Origin of the sequence: Bradyrhizobium sp. CB82, from assembly GCF_029714405.1 — a bacterium.
GTDB lineage: Bacteria > Pseudomonadota > Alphaproteobacteria > Rhizobiales > Xanthobacteraceae > Bradyrhizobium.
Genome location: NZ_CP121651.1, coordinates 237,385 through 258,615 on the forward strand (window position 1 = coordinate 237,385; position 21,231 = coordinate 258,615).

Consider the following 21,231-nt stretch of genomic DNA (forward strand, 5'->3'; position numbering starts at 1 on the left):
ATGTTCATGAGCGCCTAACATGCCGGTACTGCGCCGGTTCCATCCGCATCGGGAGCCCGTCGCATGAGCTGTGGTGTTTCGCCCTCGCGCTCATCAAGCGACGGTTCACTGCCCACTAGCGAGGATTTCGGCGACTTCGTACAGATGAGGATCGATATCGTCAGTGACCCTTTCGAACTGGCTCCAGGCCTTGCGAAATTCAGGTGACTGGTGCGCAGCCAGAAGGTCACGGGTTTCCCATTGAATGTAATTCACGATACGGCGCCCATCGAGGTTGCGATGCAGGCTGATGGAAATGAACCCCGGCTGACGCTGCATGAAGCGAGCTCGCTCCCTCATGAGCGACAGTGCTTCGGCCTGCTTCTCTGGTTCGGCCTCGATGATGGTAATTTGGCGTGATTGGCTGCTGGTCGATCTGGATCTGCGGCATGGCAATCTCCCTTCGGCATTATCGATCGATCTCTCCAAAGACGATGTCCAGCGAACCGATGATCGCCGACACATCGGCCAACAAATGGCCACGGCAGAGCAAATCCATCGCCTGCAGATGTGCGAACGAGGGCGCGCGGATCTTGCACTTGTAGGGTTGGTTGGTCCCATCGGAAACCAGATACACGCCGAACTCGCCCTTGGGGGCTTCCACTGCCGCATAGACCTCGCCGGCAGGCACGTGAAAGCCTTCCGTGTAGAGCTTGAAATGGTGGATCAGGGCTTCCATCGAGCGTTTCATCTCGCCGCGACGCGGGGGAAAAATCTTGTTGTCCTGCACCGCGACCGGACCCTGCCCGTCTGGAGCCCGGAGCTTGGCAATGCACTGTCTCATGATGCGCACCGACTGGCGCATTTCTTCCATCCGGATCAGATAACGGTCGTAACAGTCACCGTTCTTGCCGATCGGAATGTCAAAATCCATCTCTTCATAGCATTCGTATGGCTGCGCCTTTCGCAGGTCCCAGGCCGCACCCGAACCGCGCACCATGACGCCGGAAAAGCCCCACTCCCAAGCCTGCTTCAACGTCACGCTGCCGACGTCGACGTTCCGCTGCTTGAAAATGCGATTTTCCGTCAGCAGGCGGTCCAGATCGTCCACCACGCGCAGGAACGGATCGCAAAACGCTTCAATGTCGTCGATCAACTTCGGCGGCAGGTCTTGATGGACGCCACCGACACGGAAGTAATTTGCGTGCATGCGCGCGCCGGACGCGCGTTCGTAGAACACCATCAGCTTCTCGCGCTCTTCGAATCCCCACAGCGGTGGAGTGAGCGCCCCGACGTCCATCGCCTGGGTTGTGATGTTGAGAAGATGCGAAAGCAAGCGCCCGATTTCACAGAACAGCACGCGAATCAATTGGCCACGGCGCGGCACCTCGAGGCCAAGCAGCCTCTCCGCTGCGAGGCAGAACGCATGCTCTTGGTTCATCGGCGCGACATAGTCGAGCCGGTCGAAATAGCCGATCGATTGCAGATAGGTCTTGTTTTCGATCAGCTTTTCGGTTCCACGATGGAGCAGGCCGATGTGAGGATCGACGCGACGGACCACTTCGCCATCAAGTTCCAGCACCAGGCGAAGCACGCCGTGGGCCGCGGGATGTTGGGGTCCAAAATTGATGGTGAAATTGCGCAGGCCTTCTTCTTCCGCCATGGCGAATTCACGGGTTACGATGTTAGCGAGTCAGCGGCCGGCGTAGCGTGACCAACCGCCTGGGCGCCGGACGCCCCGTGCAGTTGGCGGAGCTATGCAAGCAGCATCTACACCTTCCCGTTAGAGGTCTGAACGATGCAACTTGGTCCGGTCCAAATGGATCATCGGACCAGCAACCAGTCTAAGCTTTGGTCGTTCCTAAAGCTCTCGCAGCCGAAACCCTGTGGCGGCGGCCCGGGACACCGGACGGATGCTTGTCGTCGAGGACCACGCAATCGATGGCGGGCTGGGCGATGCCGTGTCGACTGCGGTCGGCTCGGCGGCGCCAGTAAATCGGCTGGGGATCGCGCAGCTGCCGCGCTCCGGCACGAAAGACGAACTGCTCGACCGATATGGTATCTCGCGTCGGTCGATTGAAGAGAAGGTCCTGCAGTTGGCAGCCTGACCATGCGTGCATAGTGCGGTCCCTATTGGCGATTGGAGCACAATCGAGCGAAAGCCCTTCCAAAAAAAATGCGTCCAAAAGCGTCTGACTGCTGATCGTTGCAGCGGCTTCCGTTATGGCAGGCAAGAGCCAACCTCCGATCTTCGATCTATTTCGCAGCTGCGAGCAAGGCAGCCAGGGACCCCCTGGCCGTTCGCCAGGCGGAACAGTTCGGCATCGGAGGCGTTTTTTCGCACCAAGAAACACCGGGGGGGGACGCATGTGCTGATGCGAAACGACCGAACTGTGCTTACGCTTAAGTGTCCCGCGTGCAGTCGGGCGACGCCGCATCGGTTTCTTTACACGAAGAACGGTTGCGACATCCTTCAATGTCGTGACTGCGGACTGGGACGCACCGAGGCATCGAGCTTCGATCCCCTTGCCTATTATGACGAGGGCTACTTTTCCGGCCGTCAGCCCGATGGCTACGCCGACTATCGCGGCGCCGAACCCGTGCTGCGGCGGTTCCTTGGCAGCGCGGTCGACCGGCGCGCACTGGCGCCTGATGACGCCTCCGCAGCACTTGTGGTTCTTCAACCGCGACAGCATCGCGACTCTGGCCCATTCGATCGGCCTTCGCGTCGAGAGTTCCGATCATCCCTGGAAATTCGTGCCGTTCTCGCTGATCGCCTTCCAGGTCGGTCGCATGCTCGGCCGCAAGATCGCGGCCAGCCCGACCCGCAACCGGTTCGGCATTCAGGTGAACCTGTTCGACGCGATGCGCGTGGTCTTGAGCAAGACGCCACCATGTTCGGATAAGAGCCTCCCATGACAGAGCGCCTCAACCTCGGCCAGATCGCCTTGCTCCTCACCTACGCGGCCGGCATGGCGGCGGGGCAGCTCCTGTTCAAGGCCGCCGCCCTCCGTCTCGGCGACGGCTATCCCTTGTCCACGCGTGCGATGCTGCATCGCAGGACGCAGCGTTCATCGGCGCCATCGTGCTCTATGCCGCCTTGTCGGTCCTGTGGGTCTGGCTTTTGACGTTCACGCCGCTGTCGCGCGCGTATCCGTTCGTGGCGGTCGCGTTTGCGCTGACGCCCGTCCTCGGCGCGCTGGTGTTCGCCGAGCCGTTGTCGGCGAGTCTCCTGGCAGGAATCGCGGTGATCACCTGCGGTCTTGTGCTTGTTGTGGGTTAATGAGACATGATCGGCCGGATTCGCAATCCCTGGGTGGTTGTCGCGGCGTACAATGAAGCGCCGGTGGTCGGCAGTGTCGTGTCCGGCATTTGCCGCGCCGGATACGCGGTCGTCGTGGTCGACGACGGCTCCGCCGACCGCACCGGCGAGGTCGCGTTGCTCGCAGCCGCGGTCGTCGTTCGGCATCCGGTCAACCTCGGGCAGGGCGCCGCGCTGCAGACCGGCATCGACTACGCCCTTGAGCAGCATGCTGATGCGCTCGTCACGTTCGACACCGACGGCCAGCATTCCCCCGCGGCCATCGCGGCGTTGCTCGCGGCGATCGAGCAGCCCGGCATCGATTTCGCGCTTGGCAGCCGCTTTCTCACCGGTGCGACCGCAAAATCTGCCGGTGTCGCGCCGCATCCTGCTCAGCGTCGCGATCTGGTTCACGCGGGCGAGCACCGGACTGCCGGTGACCGACACCCACAATGGCCTTCGTGCGATGACGGCGCGCGGCGCCGGCGCGATCTCCTTGCGACAGAACCGAATGGCGCACGCGTCCGAGATCCTGCACCAGATCGCGCAGAGCCGCCTGCGCTTTGTCGAGGTGCCGGGTAAATATCGAGTACAGCGCCTATTCGCTGGGCAAGGGCCAACGCATCATCGATGCGATGACGATCCTGATCGATCTGTTTGCGCGGAGGCTCTACTGATGATCGCGCAGCTGTTGCTGACAGGCTTTCTGGCGTTGGTACTGATCTACGCCTGGTCGGTGCAGCGGACGGTGCCGAGCATCGGCCTGCTCGCGAGCGGCGCTGCGCTAGGCGTCGCAAGAAGGGCACGAGGCTCGTGAGCCCGCGCGCGGCCACGATGGCGAGCATCGGGACCACGAACAAGACGTGGCGGACACCGTCATAGAGCGTCGAGCCCTGCAGGATCAGCACCACGATAGGCCCGAACGCTGCCACACTGACGACCAGCACAGCGCGCGAGAACCGTGGTCATCCACCTGTTCAAGCGCCATGCATTGTCCTGCGATCGAGCCGCTGCACGAGGAGTTCAAGCGGCGGGTCCAGACGCAGACGGTCCTGTCATCGGCCGACACTGCCGCCTGCATCACATCAGGCGACGTCCGGCTCAGCCGCGAACGGACCCCCAGCGCACCTCAAATGTTGTCCTTGGCTGGGCTTCGATAACACGCCTGAAGGGAACTTTGTTTCGAAGTTTCAAATCAGGTCTCCCAAGGCGGATAGCAATGGCGATCCTTATCACCGGAGGTGCCGGATACGTTGGCAGCCACATGGTGCACGAACTTGCTGATCGTGGCGAACAGCGAGCGACCTCGCAAATGCTCATTGTCACGCGCTTTCATACCTGCGCGATGGTGGAGAGCCCCTGACGCTAAATTGCGGGTACGGCCGCGGCTGCTCGGTCTTGCAGGTGATCGAGGCCATGCGCCACGAATCCGGAAACGACTTTCCCGTTGAACTTACCGCCCGCCGACCTGGCGATCCAGCGGAGATCGTGGCGTCGGCGGAACGGATGCGCAATCTGCTAGGCTGGCGGCCCCAATGGGATGATCTTTCCCAGATCGTCTGCCATGCGCTTGCTTGGGAACGCAAACTATCGGCACAAGGCAACGCAAGGCTTCCCTCCAAAGTGATTAAGCTGTCCCAATCCGTTCCATTGTCGGCGAGGTGACCCATGGCGCTTTCGCCTTGCGAGAGGTCCAGCGATGCCCGCAGACCATGATACGCGCTATGATACGCGCCCCTTGGGTCGAACCGGCATCCATGTGCTGCCCTTGGGCATCGGCACGAACAAGTGGCGGCGTGCCGATCGTGGGGCCGTGTTGGAAACATACAGGACCGTTCATGACGCCGGCCCGTGCATGATCGACACGGCCGAGATCTATTTTTCGGAGCGCGTCGTGGGCGACTGCTTGCGCGCCGGTCCCATGCGCGCGGTGATAGCATCGAAATTCCTTCCCTTTCCGGGCCGAACCTCGCCGCGCCGCCTGATGAGCGCGCTAGACGGTTCGCTTGCGCGCCTTGGCCTCAAAACAATCGATCTCTACTACGTCCATTATCCGCTGCCCTTGATCGACGTGGGAGGGTTCGCCGAAGGCCTCGTCGAAGCAGTGAAGTCCGGCAAGGCACGCGCGGTCGGCGTGGCAAACTTCAGTGCGGCCCAAATGCGCCGCATCGCCAATCACCTCGCAAGGGCAGGCGTTCCGCTCGCCGCCAATCAGGTCAACTACAGCCTGCTCCGACGAGGGGCGGAAACAAACGACGTGCTCGAAGTCTGCCGTGAGCTCGATGTGGCACTGGTCGCGTATTTTCCCCTTACGTCCGGCCGCCTCACGCAGCCGTCGGACAGCAGAGGCACGAAAGCAGTGCTAACGTGTCTCGCCGATATTGCCCGCGCGCGCGACGCCAGCCTCAGCCAGGTCGCCCTGAACTGGTTGCTGGCGCGCGACAGTCACGTAATCCCCATCCCCGGCGCGACCAAACCTCATCACGCCAGGGCCAATCTCGATGCACTCGGTTGGCGCTTGAGTGAGACCGAGTTCGACGCGATCGACCGAGCCTCAGCAAAGAGTGGAACATGAATCCTGCGCCCATCAAACCCCTCATCTCGACCTCGGACCTCGACAAGATCGACGTCAGCGTCGGGACCATTCTCGCTGTCGAGGACGTGGCACATTCGGAGAAGCTCGTACGCTGCGTGTCGATTTCGGCGACCACGCGCGCTCCAATCTCGTCGGCCATCCCATAGGAAATTGAAAGCCGGCAGGCGCCGCTTATCGTGAACCTCGCGCCGCGAAAGGTGGCGGGCGAGATTGCCGAAGGTTTATGTTCGATATCGGTTATGCCGATGAGATCACGCCAGTGCTAGCGCAGCCGGAGAAGCCGGTTCCGAACGGCACCCGTGCGGACTGCGGGCCCGAGGGCCTGTTAAGCTTCACGAAGCTTCCAATGAAAAGCGACGGCGAAGCGCCTGGTCGGACCGCCGAGTCCTTCCCCTTTGCAGCGATCAAGACTCAATAGCCGCGCCTAATTGATACCTCGATCACCAATACGCCAATTGCGAGCCCGTCATGAGATGCCGCCGGCAGGTCACACCCGGTTCGATCATGAACGCATTGCATCGATCGCATGAGCAATCAAAACCGCTACGCTCGCAGCGATGAGCAAGACGAAAATCCAAGTAACGACCACGTCCATACTCAGAGTGAATGCGCCGATCCATGCACAGTCAAAAACCATCGTGCCGGAGCCAACGGTTTCAGCCCTGGCTGGGGATTCGCGGCAACAAATGCGCTCAGTATCGGCCCTATCGGCCGAATGCCAAGAGGAGCAACAGGCCGACAGCACACGCAGCCATAAGGAATAAGTAGAGGCCCACGAATATCCTCCGACTCTCCATGGTCGGGGATTAAGCGCCGATTTTTCGGCTTTCAAACGTTAATTTGCCAGTTTTTCCCCAGTGCAAATAAAGCCGTTGCGTGAAAGGACGCAGCTAAAGCGCTCATGATGGTTGGCCTTGCCTGCAACGTCCTTCGGAATCCTGACCGTATTCGAGGAAGCGCAACCGGCAGCGCATGCTCGTCGGCTGAGGCAGTGAATGCGAGGCCGTTGACAGTAAGCTGGCGGGCTTCTCTCTTGCGGCCCTCTCAGACGACCAGTTTAATGGTCTCGATCACTGGGAGGATCGCAATGCAAAAAATAATTTCGGTGGCCGTAATGACTGCCGCACTCGTGCTTGCAGCCTGTGGCAGAGAGCCTGGACCAAAGGGTGATCCAGGACCGCAGGGCCCGGCCGGCCCGCAGGGTGCCCAAGGGATTCAGGGTGTGCCAGGTCCACAGGGCCCGGCCGGTGCGCAAGGACCACAAGGACCGCAGGGGCCAAAAGGTGACAAGGGAGACAAGGGCGATCCGGCGGCGGTCAATATTCGGGCGGTGCAGGCCGATGGCGCCGTCAATTGCGACAGCAGTGAAACGCTTGTCTCAGTGTTCTGTCCAAGTGGTGGCAGCGCGGATGGCAGGAAGTGCAGCACTACACCGACAATTGGTCTTTGCCTGAAGAAGTGAAAACTGGAGCAGGGTCCGCCGGTTCACGCTGGCGGGCCTATGTCATGTCATGGACGAGTGGACTTTTGCGCGTTCCCGCTCGACTTCTTCAGCATGTTTATCGTCGACGGTCATGAGCGAGTTGCTTGCGTCGCCGTGGACCTTCAACAACTCGTCTAACTTGGCGTGGATGGCCTGCGTGTCGCGGTGCTCGGCGCGCTGGATCACTAGAGTCATTCCCCAGGTCGTGAGGGTGGCTAGCGAATGCCACTCCAGTCCGTTGCATAAGGCGATCTGCCGCGCCAGTAGTTGCTCGAGGTTGGCTTTGCGTAGGTGTAGGGGCAGGGACCGCAGATCATCGCCCTCCATCGCCAGGAGATCGAAGGCGAAAAGCTGGACTTCGTGGTCGTGCTTGCGAGAGTGCACCGCGTTAAAATCGGAGGTGCCGTCGACGCCGAGGATGACGGCCTCGACGTCAATAGCGAAATGTTTTTGCCGGTTTTTCAAGGCAGCCTCGGCGATCCAAGGATAGCAGCGGGCGAGTTCGCTACAAAGCAGGACCGTCCCGACTATGGGACAAGGGGCCGCGGACTTCGGACGAGCATCATCTGGAGGAGTAGTTCATGGCTAATCAACGCAGGCCCGTGCGCCGCACCGTGGCCGGGGACAATGTCGCGGAGGCGCTCGATCATATGTTGCACGAGGTGTGGGCCGCGCGACGTGACCTCAGTATGACGCGCTTCTGCCTCCAGCAGTCGGAAGCCCTTCGCAGAATAGATCGAGCCGCAGCCAGACTTGCTGATTTGATGCAATCCCGGGAAGCACTCTCCGGCTTACGAGCCGTTCCCAAAGGATGAGGCGTGGTAAGGCCGCCGTCTCAGTTGGCGGCCTTTGTCATTTGGACAGGCGGACGCAATCGATATCCATCGCCGGGGCGCCGGCGCCTCATTGCTCGTTGTCATCCTCCCGACCGCGGCGCCAACCATGGTCCCAGCGTGGACCGTAATAGCCATAGCTATGGCGGTACCGATAGCGCTCTCGCCACTCGTCGTCATCATCATAGCGTCGATAGTAACCGTAGGGACGGTAATAGTCCCGCTGGTGCCAGCAGCGCCCCCATTCGTTGCAGACCCAGCGAACCTGCTCGACGTCCGACGTTGGCGCAGTCAAGGGCACGATCGGCATGGCGCCGGTCGCGGCAAGTGCGGCGAACGCCGCGGAAGAGAGTAGAATGGCAATAGGCTTTCCCATCGAAGCCTCCATAGTTGAATTCGTGATGTAGCGTAGCAGCGCTGGCCTGAACCGCAGTTGGATGGGCGTCATCGCCGAAGGAGATCAGCCACGCAAGCCCCTCAATGTCCTAATAGGAGTTTCGTCAGGCGGGCGTCAGCTAGCCATGACGCCTTATTGGCCGGTTGCTGATTCCCCCCGGGGGATTAGGTGACCGCGAGGTCCGGTTGGGTTAGCCTCCAATGCCGGGCCTCGCTTTCTACGGCGCCTCAGTCGGCGGCCTCTGTCTTCAACAGCCGGACATAGGTGCCGGACTCGTGCAGTTCGAGCCACCCACGCTCGACGGCATGCTTGATGCCCGCGCCGAACTCATCTCAACCAGCTTGCGGGCGGCGGCTTCGGGGTCTGCGTAAGGGCGGTTGTCGGCATACTTCATGGGGCTGTCGATATGCTGAGTCGCCGCCAGTGCGCTAGGTGCAGGAGCCCAGACTTGTCGTTTCACCGGACTATCACCGCCCACGCCGCATACTTCCGCACCGTCCAATCGCGCTCTTCTCGCCATGCCTCGAAATCGGCCTCCGTGCGCTTGGACAAGAACACCACCCACGCCGCCAAGAACGCGGCTCTTGCGCTCTCGAATGTCGCGCCTGTGCCGGACGCACATTCGCCAGGGCATGATCCAGGATAGAAGCCCGCAGCGCCATTGCCATGGGTCGCTCTCAGTCGGATTGCCGGCGCGCAGGCCGATGCTCCCGACGTGGACATCGCCGTAGTAGATCAGCCAGCTTTCTTGTCGGGCGTTGCGGTCTCGGCGGCGGGTGAGAGGGGGCATGCCGCTGATCAAAGCGCCAGCCGATGCCGCTCGCAAATTGTCAATCTGTTGGGGATCGGATCTCGGCGGGGCTACTGAGCCTCGCGGGTGTGGATACGTCCGCTGTCACGGGTAGACCGGACTTTGGTCTGGGTTTGCCTGACCGGCGCCGCCCCTTGCCAGCTTCTCGTGCTGGCGGGGCCGGAGCACGGCCGGACTATTCCATTCTGATGTCCCCAGTCAAGCACACAGCGCACGGTTTCCCATCTCCACGAGGACTCATCGTGAAGTTTTTGTGCCGATGGATCGTGCAGAGGAGAAGGCGGGACCCAAAGACGTCGGTGAACAGGCTCTGATGCGCGGGTTGGATACCGCATTTCCGTTTTTTCGTCTGGGGCTGTCCCTGGTCTAGCGTCGGGCGTCGATCGGATGATCGGCCACATAATGGGTTTCAGGATTTCCCCTGCCGTGGTCCCACCTTCACCTCTGCACGATTGATGTCTGCGACTGCCCCCCTGAACTTGATTGCAACAAAGGGGGCTGTGGGCCGGTCGAGCGCACCTCACGACTCGAGGTGACATGAGCTCGCGATTGATCGCCCAAATGAAGGCGGATAGCTCTCGGGCAATCGCCGTGACGATTACGGTTCGCCGCTTGCCCTTCCGCTCGAGTGAGCGGAAGCGTCCGCACAATCTGGTTTGCGCTTTCCACGCAATCTCGCGCGCGCCTCTCGGTGCGGCCTCCACCTTTGGCTGCTTGTCTCGGCTCACGCGCGGCGGATATCGATAGCTCCAGGCTGCCTCCACAAGAATACGTCGCGCCCGCCCATTACCGGCTTTGGTGATGCCGCCGCGCTTGACCTTGTCGCCGGTCGAGTTTTCCGAGGGCACGAAACCCAGGTAGATTCCGACAAAGACCTCGGTATGATGACCCACGACTCGCCCCTCCTTGTTTGAGGCTCTGCCCGTCCATCCGGGTAACCCTCGTCGCAACATCGAGGGTGAGTCACCTCATTTTGTGGAGGGGACATACAGTCTAGCGGAACCCACATCAACACACCTATACGAACTTCATGACCAAGGTAGTTGTGTCCGCTCCGACGATTTCGCTCAAGGTGCGTCGCTTTGCGAGCCTTGAAGGTCGGTAGCGAATACCGAATACTACGACGAAGTGCTCATGGCCCTTCCGCTTAACCCGCGCTCTGAACCTGCGCCGAGAGATTTTGATCTGTCCAGGCGTTGGTCCGTACCTGGCCCAAACGAAAGTGTCGGCGTGGCCACTTTGAGCGCCACGGTCAGGCTGAGCTTGACGCAGCTGTCCGCGGACGTGAGCGATCGCTAGCGCTGTACTGACCTGAACTCAGGGAACGTCGTGCTTACTGACGCCGCTCGCCCGGCTGCTGTTGCTGCTGGCCGCTCTTGTCGAGACCTTTTGCGGCGCCAGTCTGGCTACTCGAACCCGTGGTCTGCTCACGCTGCATCTGCTCGTTGGGCTCGCTAGTCTTGAGCCCTTTGTCTGCATCACGGTGCATCTGCTCCTTGGTTTGCTCACTAGGTGCGACCTGCTGCTGTTGCGCCGTTGCAGGGAAGGCCATCGCGCTTCCGGCAACGACAATCATCGCGAGAATTGAGGTTCGCATAAGTCTCCTCCAGTGCGTTGCTCTGGTCCGGTAACGCGCGAACTTCCGAACCTTTCCTGGCTCCGATTGCTATTTTCAGAAGGTCCTTCGCGTTCGCATAGGACGGGGCGGCTTGCGCACGCTCGATTGCTCAAACGGCGAGTTGTGCTGAACTAATAACCTGGCGGGTCCGGTAAACTGAGGTCGAGCTGGACACGCTGGACCACGACCGCGCGGCGTTAAGATCGAAGGCCTCTGGCGGTCTCCAAGGCAAGCCTTCAATGTCGCCTGTTGTCCCATCGCGTCATTTCGCGTGCGTGCAACAACCAGGTCGCTTTCAGGTCAAAGCGGACATCATATGGCAGGCAGGACCGGCTGGCTCAGTCGAGAATGACCCACATGTATGGTCCGGCCATGCGTTGCAAGAGTTTTGAGTCGATCGGGCAGATACGGTCTTGCATCAATGTATCCGGCCTCTGCTTGGAGCGTGTTATGCTCCGGGCCATCATGGGTATCAGCGCGCATGCGATCTCATTACCGGACAGGCCTCGACCGGGGCCATTTGGGTCACCAGTATTCGCATGCGCCGGGAAGACCGATCCTCCATCGTCGTCTCATCCTCTCGCAGACCTCGGCGGGTAAGGGTGTTGTTACGTCATCGATAGCTCCTCACTTCGCGCTGTTCCTTTGTTCGTGCCTGGCGGTCGTTCCTTCGTCCCGGCCTGCGCGCGCAGACGCGCCGCGCGCAGGGGCCGTCAAGGCCGGCCGTCGTGCTGTCCCGACGTCTGGCTCTACCCCCTGCCAGGCTGCGCCTTGACGGCCCCGGGCACGGCGCGAGGATCAAGTAGGTCGGGACGCCGTCGCCTCGGTCTTGACGCATTCGAAGGCGCGTCCCTTGTTGAGAACCGCCCAGGCGATCCGGGCGAGCTTGTTTGCGAGCGCAATCGCCAGCACGTTGTGGTGCAATCGTTTCTTTGCGGCTTCGATCCAAGATTTGAGGCCATAGCGCTCCCAGCACTTGACCCTCACCAGCACGACCCACGCGGCTTGCACGAACAGCGCGCGCAGGTAGCGATTGCCGCGCCTTGATATGCTGCCGAGGATCGTGCAGTCGCCGGTCGAGATCTGCTTCGGCACCAGTCCAAGCCAGGCGCCGAAGTCGCGGCCTTTCGAGAACACGTCTCCGGTGCCGATCGCGGCCACCATTGCGCTCGAGATGATCGGGCCGGGCACCGTCATCAGTCGCTCGCAGGCCTTGTCTTGACGGGCCAGCGTTTCGATCTCGCCAGATAGCCCCTCGATACGCGCATCCAGTCGGCGCCAGTCGCCCGCCAGATCCTCGATGATGCGCAACATCCGAGGCAAGAGCACATCGGTGCGCGTCGCGAGGATACCTGGCAACTCGGACCGCAGGGAATGCAGGTCTCGCCGCACGGCGATGCCCCGCTCCAGCAGGAACGCACGGATCTGATTGATGATGCCGGTACGTTGACCGACCAAGCGCTCGCGGACGCGGTGCAGCGCCTGCAGGTCGAGCTGATCGGCCGTCTTGGTCGCGACGAACTTCATGGTCGGGCGTTGCACCGCCTCGGCAATCGCCTCCGCATCGCGGAAGTCGTTCTTCTGTCCTTTGCTATACGGCCGCACGTATTTCGCCGGCATCAGCCGGGCATTGTGGCCGAGTAGCTGCAGCTTGCGACTGAGATGATGGGCGCCGACGCAGGCCTCCATGCCGATTAGGCACGGTGGCTGGTTGGCAAGTCGCGCCTCGACTTGGCCGCGCGACCATTTCTGTCGCAGCACGATCGCACCACCCTGATCGTGCCCTACGACGTGGAATGAGTTCTTGCCAATATCGATGCCGATCACGGCGATTGCGCAGTTGGATTGCTGAGACATGGCGGGCTCCTTGTCTTCGCTGTCCCGAGCCAGCTTCTGTCACTGGCGGGGCTGGAGCACGGCCGGACCATCCCAATATCAGACTTCCGGGAAGACGGCGGTCACTTCACGAGACGAGACAGAAGCCGGCGTCAAAAGGAGCACTTGATTTCCTGCTGCGACCGGCGACAATGGCGCCGCGCCAGCATCAGGGTACCAAAGCTTTATACAAGACGGGGAAAACTCGCTCGGCGACGGCACACCACTGCTGCGCGGGAGGTGCCGATATGGCCGTAAGGATCATCCGCCGGCTGCAGAGCCTGCCCTGCCAAGGATTCACCCCGGCTCGCGCCGCGACCGCCACCAGCGCTAGAAGTGCGGGGACACCAATAAATGATCGTCGAGACAACGTGCTGTGCACGCGAAAGCGTGCGCATCGTTCAACCGTGGAGGCGCGATAGTCTGAAAAGTCACTTTAAGCTGGCGTCAGACCGGCCGCAGGGCACCACCATTACCAACGGAGGAATGAATGACGACGGTAACCCGACGCAACGTCCTCAAGGGCGGCACCGCGCTCGCTGGCGGCTTGGCTGGCATCCTGGCCACCGGCCGCGCGCCGGCCTTTGCCCAGGGCACAACGGTCCACTGGCTGCGCTGGAACGACTTCGTGCCCGCTTCCGATCAACTGCTGCGCAAGGAACTGCTGCCTGCGGCGGAGAAAGAGCTCGGAATCAAGGTCAATTTGGAGACCGTGAACGGTAACGACCTGCAGCCGCGCGTGACCGCCTCGATTCAATCGGGAAGCGGTCCTGATCTCATCATGATCTTCAACAACCAGTCCGCGCTCTATGCGGAGAGCGTGGTCGACCTCAGCGATCTCGCTGAGGAAGTCTCGAGCAGGGAAGGCGGGCTCTACAAATACTCGCGTGCCGTTACCAGCGACGGCAAGAAATTCAATTCGATGCCGTGGACGATCGTCGGTGCCATGAACGCGTACCGCAAGTCCTGGTTCGAAGAGATCGGGGTCACGAAATTTCCCGAGACGTGGGAAGCCTATTACGACGCCGGCAAGAAATTGAAGGCCAAGGGGCATCCGTTCGGTCAGGCTGTCAGCCATTCGTTCGGCGACCCGCCGACGTTCGTCTATCCGCTGCTGTGGTCGTACGGCGGCAAGGAGGTGGAGGCCGACGGCAAGACGGTGGCGATCAACAGCAAGAACACGATCGACTCCATCAAGTTCATGACGAGCTTCTACAAGGATACCTGCGACGAGGGCGGCCTGGCGTGGGACGACACCAGCAACAACCGCGCGTTCCTGTCGCAGACCATCTCGTCCACGCTCAATGGCGCGTCGATCTACATCGAATCGCTGCGCAATCCGGACAAGTACATTACCGAGAAGGGTGTGCAGCTGAAGACCGATATCCTGCATGCGCCTCTGCCCAGGGGACCACATGGGCAGTTCGGTCTGCATACTTTCTTCTCGCACATGCTGATGAGCTACTCGCAGAACCAGAAGGCGGCAAAGGACCTCTTGAGGTGGCTGCATAAGCCTGCAAACTACGAGAAGTGGTTTATCTCACAGAAGGGCTTTGCCACGCCGCCGACGGCGCACTGGGAAAGCCACGAGCTGTGGGGCGCCGATCCGGTGATGGACCCCTTCAAGGTCGCAGGCAAGCTCGGCCAGGCTCCCGGCTTCGCCGGCCCTGCAGGCAAGCGGGCGGCCGAGGCGCTGACCAAGTACATCATCGTCGATATGTACGCGAAGGCAATCCAGGGCGCGTCGGCGGAGGACTCCGTGAAATGGGCGGAAGGCGAACTCAAGAAGATCTACACTTGAAACTGCGCCCTCACCGGTCCGTGCGGCTGCGAAATTGCTGCCGCATGACCGGCATATGAGATGAAGCGAAATGGCGATCGCAGAAACCCGGGTTTACATGCCGCAGGCGCCGCGGCCCAGGCTCCGGCTGCTTGAGGACGAGCGCTGGCTCGCATTCGTGTTGCTGATGCCGACCCTGGCGCTGCTCGGCATGTTCATCGCCTATCCTTTCATGCGCGGCATCCTGCTGTCGGTGACCAACTCGCGCGTCGGCGTTCCGGGCGAGTTCGTCGGCCTTGCCAACTTCTACAAGATCTTCAATGACGGGATCTTTCGCACCTCCGTCTACAACACGTTCCTTTATACGGGTGTAACCACGGTCTTCAAGCTGTCGCTCGGGCTGTGGCTGGCCATGCTGCTCAATCGCAATTTCCGCGGCAAGGCATTCACCCGCGCCTTCATCCTGCTGCCCTTCATCATCCCGACCGTGCTCTCGACTTTTGCCTGGAAGTGGATGTTCGACCCGACATTCAGCGTTCTCAATTGGCTCCTCTACCATCTCGGCTTGATCACCGGCCGGATCAATTGGCTGGGCGACCCGGACCTCGCCATGATCTCGATCATCATCGTCAACATCTGGCGCGGGGTGCCGTTCTTCGCCATCAGCCTGCTCGCCGGTCTGCAGACCATCAGCCCCGAACTCAGCGAGGCCGCTGCGATCGACGGCGCCAGGCCGTGGCAGCGGTTCTGGTACATCACCTGGCCGCTGCTGCTGCCCGTGACCATGGTCGTGGTGCTGTTCTCGGTGATTCAGACGTTCGCCGACTTCCAGATCGTCTACGTGATGACGGGCGGCGGACCGGCCAACGCAACGCACCTGTTCGCCACCTACGCCTATCAGATCGGTATCGGCACCGGCCTTTTGAGCGAGGGCGCCGCCATCTCGCTTGCGATGTTTCCGGTCCTGTTTCTGGTCGTCATCATCCAGCTTCTCTATATCCGCCGCGTGGAGGTCCGCTGAGCCATGATCGAAGGCGCGTGGTGGCAAAAGTGGGTTTTCTTCTACGTCCCGATGGCGCTGTTCCTGCTCTTTCTGCTGTTCCCGTTCTACTGGATGGTCATCACTTCCGTGCGGCCGGATGGCGAGCTTTACCGGCCCTGGAATTCGATCAACTACAATCCGTTCTGGACCTGGAAGCCGACCTGGGACCACGTCAGATATCTGTTCGAGGAGACGCTGTTTGCATCGTGGCTGTGGAACACGACGTTCATCGCGCTCGCGTCAACGGCTATCTCGCTCGTCTGCGGCGTATTCGCCGGCTATGCCTTGTCGCGGCTGAATTTTCCATTTGCTGGCAGCCTGGGCACGGGCATTTTCATCACCTATCTGGTCCCCCAGACGCTGCTGTTCATTCCGCTGGCCGAGATCATCCGCAACTATCGGCTGGGTGACACCCCCTGGTCGCTGATACTGACCTATCCGACCTTTCTTATTCCGTTCTGCACCTGGCTCATGATGGGCTACTTCAAGGCAGTGCCCAAGGAGCTTGAGGAATGCGCGCGCATTGACGGCGCCTCTCGCTGGCAGGCCATGCTCTACATCGTCATCCCGGTGGCGATACCGGGCATTCTCTCGGCCGGCATCTTCGCATTCACGCTGTCATGGAACGAGTTCATCTATGCGCTGGTCTTCCTGTCTTCGCCTGCGCAGAAGACCGTGCCGGTCGGCGTCACATCGGAGCTGATCCGCGGCGACGTGTTCTTCTGGGGACCGCTGATGGCCGGCGCCCTGCTCGGATCGATCCCAGTTGCCATCGCCTATTCGTTCTTCGTCGAGCACTACGTCGCAGGATTGACCGGATCGGTGAAAGGCTGACCACGCGGATCGAACGGGATTGAGAAGTGCTCATGCGCGGAATGCGCGCAGAGCGTCGGGAGGCAGGTGAGAGCCAATGGGACAGGTCGTCCTCAAGGGGATCAACAAGTTCTACGACAGTGTGCACGCTGTCAAAGACGTCAATCTGCAGATCCGCGACAAGGAGTTCGTGGTGTTTGTCGGACCGTCCGGCTGCGGCAAGACGACGACGCTCAGGATGATCGCCGGGCTTGAAGCGATCAGCTCCGGCGATATCTCGATCGACGGCAACGTGGTCAATCGGCTTGCGCCGATGGACCGCGATATCGCCATGGTGTTCCAGAACTACGCGCTCTACCCGCACATGAATGTCTACGACAACATGGCGTTCGGCCTGAAGATGCGCAAATTCGAAAGACCCGAGATTGACCAGCGCGTGCGGGAGGCGGCCGATATCCTCGGCATCGGCGAATTGCTGAAGCGCAAGCCGCGCCAGCTCTCCGGCGGTCAGCGCCAGCGCGTGGCATTGGGCCGGGCCATCGTGCGCCACCCCCGCGTGTTCCTGTTCGACGAGCCGCTGTCGAACCTGGATGCCAAGCTGCGGGTGCAGATGCGCGTCGAACTCAAGAAACTGCATTTGCGCCTGGGCACGACGGCCATTTACGTGACCCACGATCAGGTCGAGGCCATGACGCTGGGCGACCGGGTCGTCGTGATGAAGGACGGCGTGGTGCAGCAGGTGGGGGAGCCGCTCGAGCTCTACAACCAGCCCGCCAACAAGTTCGTCGCCGGCTTCATCGGCTCTCCTGCGATGAATTTCGCGGCCGTTACGGTGATCGAGGCGAATGGCTCGCTGATCGCCGAAAACTCCGGCTTGCGCATCAAGCTGCCGGACGAGACGGCGCAGCGCCTGCGCGGCCATATCGGCCATGAGGTCATGCTCGGTGTGCGTCCCGAGGACCTCACCGTGGCGGACACAGCCGATCTCGGCCACCCGTGCTTCGATGCTGTGGTCGAGGTGGTTGAGCAACTTGGTTCGGAAATCTTGCTCGACATGAAGGTCGGCGAGAGTGTCATGGTTGCGTGCATCGACCCGGGCGTGCGGGTGAAGGTGCGTGATAAGCTGCGCATCGCCATGCGCCCTTCGAAGCTTCACGTTTTCGACGCGAAGACCGAGGCGGCAATCTAGTGCCGATACAATCGGCGCTGGGTGGGGGGGACCGTTTGTAGCGCTCTCCCGCTCCAAGCCACATCGCCGATAAGACCCGCTGTAGGGGCTTTCTGAAAACTAAGCAGCCGAGATCAGAAACTCCGGAAAATCCTGTTGGGTGAGCGGCCCGAGACATAGGTGACAGAACGTACCGGACACATGGGTTACACTTTCCGCTTTTGTTCCGCGGGAGGTGTCGATGCCGTGGAAAGCGAGTTCGGTGATGGAAGAGCGTCTGCGCTTTGTCGCTCGTCTCCTGGACGGGGAGGCGATGACGGATGTGTGCCGGGAGTTCGGCATTTCGCGCAAGACCGGCTCCAAGATCTTTGACCGTTACAAGGAGCACGGGCTTGAGGCGCTGAGTGACCGCTCCAAACGCCCGATACGCTATGCCAACCAGTTGCCGGCTCAGATCGAGACCCTGATTGTCCAGCTCAAGGCTGCGAAGCCACATTGGCGCGCGCGCAAGATCCGCGAGCTCCTGGTTCGGCGATTGGATGGCGATCTTCGGGTGCCGGCCAAGAGCACGATCCACGCGGTGCTCGATCGGCACGGTTTGGTCAAACGCGGTTGCGGGCCGCGCCATCGTGCGCGCGGCACGCCGCTGTCACAGGGGGTGGCCCCAGAGGCGCCGGTTTTGAACTCTTAATCAGCGGGTCCGAGGTTCGAGCCCTGGTGCGCCCACCATATAAATCAATCACTTAGCGGTTTGGGCAAACGGCAAAACGAGCACCGTTTACACCACCGTTTACAGGCTTGTTCTCGCTTCGAGCTTCAGCACCGCGGCTTCTGCGAGCTGAATGTCACGACCGAGATAGTGCACATCGAGAATAGCCGACCTCGCCGTCCATCCGCGGCTTGATCGTCGACGGTCTCGACCGCAAGCAGCTGCGTCGCTGGAGAAGGAGTTCACGAAAGACCTGCTCAGTCCCAACGAAGCCGGTCTGCTGAGCCAGGCGGGTTGGATACGCAACAAGGTCCCTCACGTCGACTTGATCGATCCGGAGGTCGTCTCACGCTTCTCCGACTTCTACGAGGCGACGATCGGCGACGTCGACTTCGACATCCCGGGCTGGAACTGGCCGCGCTGCGGACAGAGCATGACGCTCACGGTCGGTCCTTCCGGAGCCGGGAAGTCCACCTGGTCGGCCGAGCAGGGGATCGAGGTGATCTCTTCGGACGAAATCAGAGGGGAACGAAACCCGGACGGCGAAGTGCGGGGCGCGCAGTCCGAGATTTTCCATGAAGTGCGTATGCGAAGCGCGAAGGTCCTCGGCAACGGTCGATCCGTGATCGTCGATGCGATGCATATCGAGCCGGATGATCGGCTTCGTCAATTGGCGATAGCTCCGGCCGATGTGCAAAAGAAGTGCGCCCTCATCGATCGGCCGCTCGAGGACAAGCAACGTGACGGCGGTTGGAGAGGGCAGAAGGGGCTCGTCGACAAATATCATCGGCTGTTTGCCGATCACGCAGATGCTGCACTCTCGGGAGATGGCAGAGTCGATATCGAAGTGGTCGATCTTGGGACGCGAAATGGAGAAGACGAGATGCGATGATAGAGCGAAGTCGACCGAAGCATACATTAAGTCAGCACAATTCGGTAGATGCATTCGAAGACTGATAAGCTTTTGCTCGAAACCTTATCAGTTGGCGACTGACTCCATTTGCGACCACACCTTATGAGTTAAAAGCTGGCTCCACATGCGGCCAAGCTATCGGATGCCGGCTGGACCGCGGCAGACCTGAATACTTCGTCAAATCCTGCCGAACTCGCGCAGCAGGTCCTCGATTGTCTTGCCTTGCTTCACCCATTCGCGGGTGGCTGCCTCGCGTTCGGCCTGCTCCTTCGCGAGCTTGAGCACTGGGGCGAGGCGCCCTTGCGGCACGACGGTGATGCCGATCTCGTCGGCCACGATCATGTCGCCAGAATTGACTTGAACCCCGCCACATACGATCGGCACATTGAGCGATAGATCCTCCTTGCGACCGGAAAACATCGTATGCGTGCCGCGCGCGGTGACGGCGCGGGTGAAAATCGGCCAACCGATGTCGCGCAATTCGTCAATGTCCCGGCCAGCGCCGTCGACGATCATGCCGCCGATGCCGCGGTTTTTCGCAAGACCCCCCATTAGGCCGCCCACCACCGAGATCTCAGTCTCGCCGTTGGCGTCGACGACGATGACATCGCCGGATCTTCCGATCTCAAGCGCCTTCAAGGGATCTTGCAGATCGCCGGGCGAAAGCTTGACCGTGAGGGCGGGTCCGACGAGGGTGCACGGGAAGATTGGCTTGATCGAGGAGTGCATGACGCCGGCGCGGCCCTGAACGTCCGCGAACACGCACGACGCGCTGTAGCATTGCGCAATGTCGGTATACTGAGCGATGATGTCATCGTCGGGCCGGGGCATCTCTCTGATTTCATAAAAGCTCATGGCTGAGTCTCCTTCGAGAAAGCAAATCACGTCTGGGGCGCGACCGGATTAATTGGCTTCTGGCCGAGCAGAACGGCCCGCGCATTCTCGGCGGCCACCCGCCGGCACTCCTTCAGGGATTCGTCCGAGACGTAGGCGACATGCGGCGTGATGACACAGTTCTCGAGCCGGAGCAGTGCATTGCTCTCTGGCGTCCAGTGCTCGAGCTTTGCCGGTTCTTCCTCGATGTCGTCGAGCGCGGCGCCGGCGAGCCGGCCCGCTGCGAGTGCTTCGAAGAGCGCCGCGTTGTCGACGATCTTGCCGCGAGTACAGTTCACCAGGACAGCATCGGGGCGCATGCGGGCGAGCGCCGCGCCATCGACAAGGTGATGGGTCTCGGGCGTATAGGGGCAGAGGACGTGCACCAGCATGGCGTTAGCGAGCAGTTGATCCAGCTCAACCTTGCGAACGCCGAAGCTCCGCATGTAGCTCGCCGACACGTAAGGATCGCAGGCAACCACCGAAAAGCCGAACGGAACGAGCTTGTGGACCATGTTCTGGGCGATTCGGCCAAAGCCGATGAGGCCGCAAGTCAGCCCGCGGAAGCGACGAATGGAGCCGCCACCCGCGCTCCAGTGCCAGCGCCCGCTGCGCGTCGCGGCGGCGTATTGGAAGAGTCGACGAAGAAGAGAAAAGCCGAGAGCGATCGCGTGGTCGGCAACCTCGTCGAGACAGTAGTCGGGCACGTTGGTCACGACGATTCCGTGCTCATGCGCGGCGTGTATATCGACGATGTCGACTCCGATTCCGTAGCGGCAGATCGCCTTGCAGCGCGTCAGGCGCTCGATGGTTTCGCGCGGTATCCTGGCATATTGCTGCAGAATAGCATCGGCATCGGACGCCTGCTCGGCGAGACCTTCGCCAGTCCGGCACTGCAGGCCGATAACCTCGGCCCCAATGGGCGCCAGCACGCTCTGCTCGATCGCGAGATCGGGGTAATCGTAGTCACTGACGTAGACTTTGAAACTCGCCATGCGACCTCCGTCGCTGCGTCATCTCGCGAGACGGCCCAGCGGCGC

The 21,231-nt window shown here is 61.1% G+C and carries 20 protein-coding genes and 4 pseudogenes; 15 read left to right on the plus strand and 9 right to left on the minus strand.

The window, feature by feature from the left end; translation table 11 throughout:
• Positions 1-105: 105 nt before the first annotated feature.
• Complete coding sequence (locus QA640_RS44950; protein ID WP_283043706.1) at positions 106-468, minus strand: antibiotic biosynthesis monooxygenase family protein; 363 nt, start codon at positions 466-468, stop codon at positions 106-108.
• Entirely contained in the window at positions 449-1,642 is a 1,194-nt protein-coding gene (locus QA640_RS44955) for an NADH-quinone oxidoreductase subunit D (protein ID WP_283043707.1), read from the minus strand. The genes QA640_RS44950 and QA640_RS44955 overlap by 20 nt, the downstream gene beginning before the upstream one ends.
• Before the next feature lie 250 nt (positions 1,643-1,892).
• Here QA640_RS44955 and QA640_RS44960 point away from each other — a divergent pair, with 250 nt between their 5' ends.
• The 9 genes and pseudogenes from QA640_RS44960 to QA640_RS45000 form a co-directional block, all read left to right on the plus strand.
• On the plus strand, positions 1,893-2,087 hold the full coding sequence (locus QA640_RS44960) for a transketolase C-terminal domain-containing protein (protein ID WP_283043708.1): 195 nt from the start codon (positions 1,893-1,895) through the stop codon (positions 2,085-2,087).
• A 460-nt stretch (positions 2,088-2,547) separates the two neighbouring features.
• Positions 2,548-2,898: a hypothetical protein gene (locus QA640_RS44965; RefSeq protein WP_283043709.1), complete on the plus strand. Its 351-nt coding sequence runs from the start codon at positions 2,548-2,550 to the stop codon at positions 2,896-2,898.
• Positions 2,899-3,064: 166 nt separating this feature from the next.
• The gene (locus tag QA640_RS44970; RefSeq protein WP_283043710.1) at positions 3,065-3,262 is read left to right on the plus strand and encodes a hypothetical protein; all 198 of its coding nucleotides are present in this window, start codon (positions 3,065-3,067) and stop codon (positions 3,260-3,262) included.
• Between the two features lie 6 nt (positions 3,263-3,268).
• Positions 3,269-3,862 (plus strand): glycosyltransferase family 2 protein, encoded by a 594-nt coding sequence (locus QA640_RS44975; protein WP_283043711.1) that lies wholly within the window; start codon positions 3,269-3,271, stop codon positions 3,860-3,862.
• A complete protein-coding gene (locus QA640_RS44980; protein ID WP_283043904.1) occupies positions 3,792-4,097 on the plus strand; it encodes a hypothetical protein in 306 nt (101 codons plus the stop codon). The genes QA640_RS44975 and QA640_RS44980 overlap by 71 nt, the downstream gene beginning before the upstream one ends.
• Before the next feature lie 402 nt (positions 4,098-4,499).
• On the plus strand, positions 4,500-4,643 hold the full coding sequence (locus QA640_RS44985) for an NAD-dependent epimerase/dehydratase family protein (RefSeq protein WP_283043712.1): 144 nt from the start codon (positions 4,500-4,502) through the stop codon (positions 4,641-4,643).
• A pseudogene (locus QA640_RS44990) lies at positions 4,580-4,945 on the plus strand (hypothetical protein); the annotation flags it as partial. The gene QA640_RS44985 and the pseudogene QA640_RS44990, both read left to right, overlap by 64 nt.
• Before the next feature lie 34 nt (positions 4,946-4,979).
• A complete protein-coding gene (locus QA640_RS44995) occupies positions 4,980-5,855 on the plus strand; it encodes an aldo/keto reductase (RefSeq protein WP_283043713.1) in 876 nt (291 codons plus the stop codon).
• Positions 5,852-6,177, plus strand: a pseudogene (locus QA640_RS45000) (hypothetical protein); the annotation flags it as partial. The gene QA640_RS44995 and the pseudogene QA640_RS45000, both read left to right, overlap by 4 nt.
• A gap of 1,203 nt (positions 6,178-7,380) precedes the next feature.
• Here QA640_RS45000 and QA640_RS48505 read toward each other — a convergent pair.
• The 5 genes and pseudogenes from QA640_RS48505 to QA640_RS45030 form a co-directional block, all read right to left on the minus strand.
• The gene (locus tag QA640_RS48505) at positions 7,381-7,824 is read right to left on the minus strand and encodes a low affinity iron permease family protein (RefSeq protein ID WP_349253782.1); all 444 of its coding nucleotides are present in this window, start codon (positions 7,822-7,824) and stop codon (positions 7,381-7,383) included.
• Between the two features lie 438 nt (positions 7,825-8,262).
• Positions 8,263-8,568: a hypothetical protein gene (locus tag QA640_RS45015; protein ID WP_283043714.1), complete on the minus strand. Its 306-nt coding sequence runs from the start codon at positions 8,566-8,568 to the stop codon at positions 8,263-8,265.
• Between the two features lie 1,374 nt (positions 8,569-9,942).
• Positions 9,943-10,297: pseudogene (locus QA640_RS45020) on the minus strand (transposase); the annotation flags it as partial.
• A 436-nt stretch (positions 10,298-10,733) separates the two neighbouring features.
• On the minus strand, positions 10,734-10,997 hold the full coding sequence (locus tag QA640_RS45025; protein ID WP_283043715.1) for a hypothetical protein: 264 nt from the start codon (positions 10,995-10,997) through the stop codon (positions 10,734-10,736).
• Positions 10,998-11,816: 819 nt separating this feature from the next.
• Positions 11,817-12,875 carry an IS110 family transposase gene (locus QA640_RS45030; protein WP_283043716.1) on the minus strand — a complete coding sequence of 353 codons (1,059 nt, stop codon included), beginning with the start codon at positions 12,873-12,875 and terminating at the stop codon, positions 11,817-11,819.
• A gap of 508 nt (positions 12,876-13,383) precedes the next feature.
• Here QA640_RS45030 and QA640_RS45035 point away from each other — a divergent pair.
• The 6 genes and pseudogenes from QA640_RS45035 to QA640_RS45060 all read left to right on the plus strand — a co-directional run bounded on the left by QA640_RS45035 (position 13,384) and on the right by QA640_RS45060 (position 19,297).
• On the plus strand, positions 13,384-14,694 hold the full coding sequence (locus QA640_RS45035; RefSeq protein WP_283043717.1) for an extracellular solute-binding protein: 1,311 nt from the start codon (positions 13,384-13,386) through the stop codon (positions 14,692-14,694).
• 70 nt (positions 14,695-14,764) lie between these two features.
• The gene (locus QA640_RS45040; protein WP_283043718.1) at positions 14,765-15,694 is read left to right on the plus strand and encodes a sugar ABC transporter permease; all 930 of its coding nucleotides are present in this window, start codon (positions 14,765-14,767) and stop codon (positions 15,692-15,694) included.
• A gap of 3 nt (positions 15,695-15,697) precedes the next feature.
• A complete protein-coding gene (locus QA640_RS45045; protein ID WP_283043719.1) occupies positions 15,698-16,549 on the plus strand; it encodes a carbohydrate ABC transporter permease in 852 nt (283 codons plus the stop codon).
• A 76-nt stretch (positions 16,550-16,625) separates the two neighbouring features.
• A complete protein-coding gene (gene ugpC / locus QA640_RS45050; protein WP_283043720.1) occupies positions 16,626-17,717 on the plus strand; it encodes a sn-glycerol-3-phosphate ABC transporter ATP-binding protein UgpC in 1,092 nt (363 codons plus the stop codon).
• 220 nt (positions 17,718-17,937) lie between these two features.
• Positions 17,938-18,351, plus strand: a pseudogene (locus QA640_RS45055) (helix-turn-helix domain-containing protein); the annotation flags it as partial.
• 487 nt (positions 18,352-18,838) lie between these two features.
• Positions 18,839-19,297: an AAA family ATPase gene (locus tag QA640_RS45060; RefSeq protein WP_283043721.1), complete on the plus strand. Its 459-nt coding sequence runs from the start codon at positions 18,839-18,841 to the stop codon at positions 19,295-19,297.
• Between the two features lie 198 nt (positions 19,298-19,495).
• On the opposite strand, the gene QA640_RS45065 is transcribed toward QA640_RS45060, so the two are convergent.
• Positions 19,496-20,173, minus strand: a complete 678-nt coding sequence (locus QA640_RS45065; RefSeq protein WP_283043722.1) for an RraA family protein — start codon at positions 20,171-20,173, stop codon at positions 19,496-19,498.
• A 26-nt stretch (positions 20,174-20,199) separates the two neighbouring features.
• Positions 20,200-21,186 (minus strand): C-terminal binding protein, encoded by a 987-nt coding sequence (locus tag QA640_RS45070; RefSeq protein WP_283043723.1) that lies wholly within the window; start codon positions 21,184-21,186, stop codon positions 20,200-20,202.
• Positions 21,187-21,231: the final 45 nt, after the last annotated feature.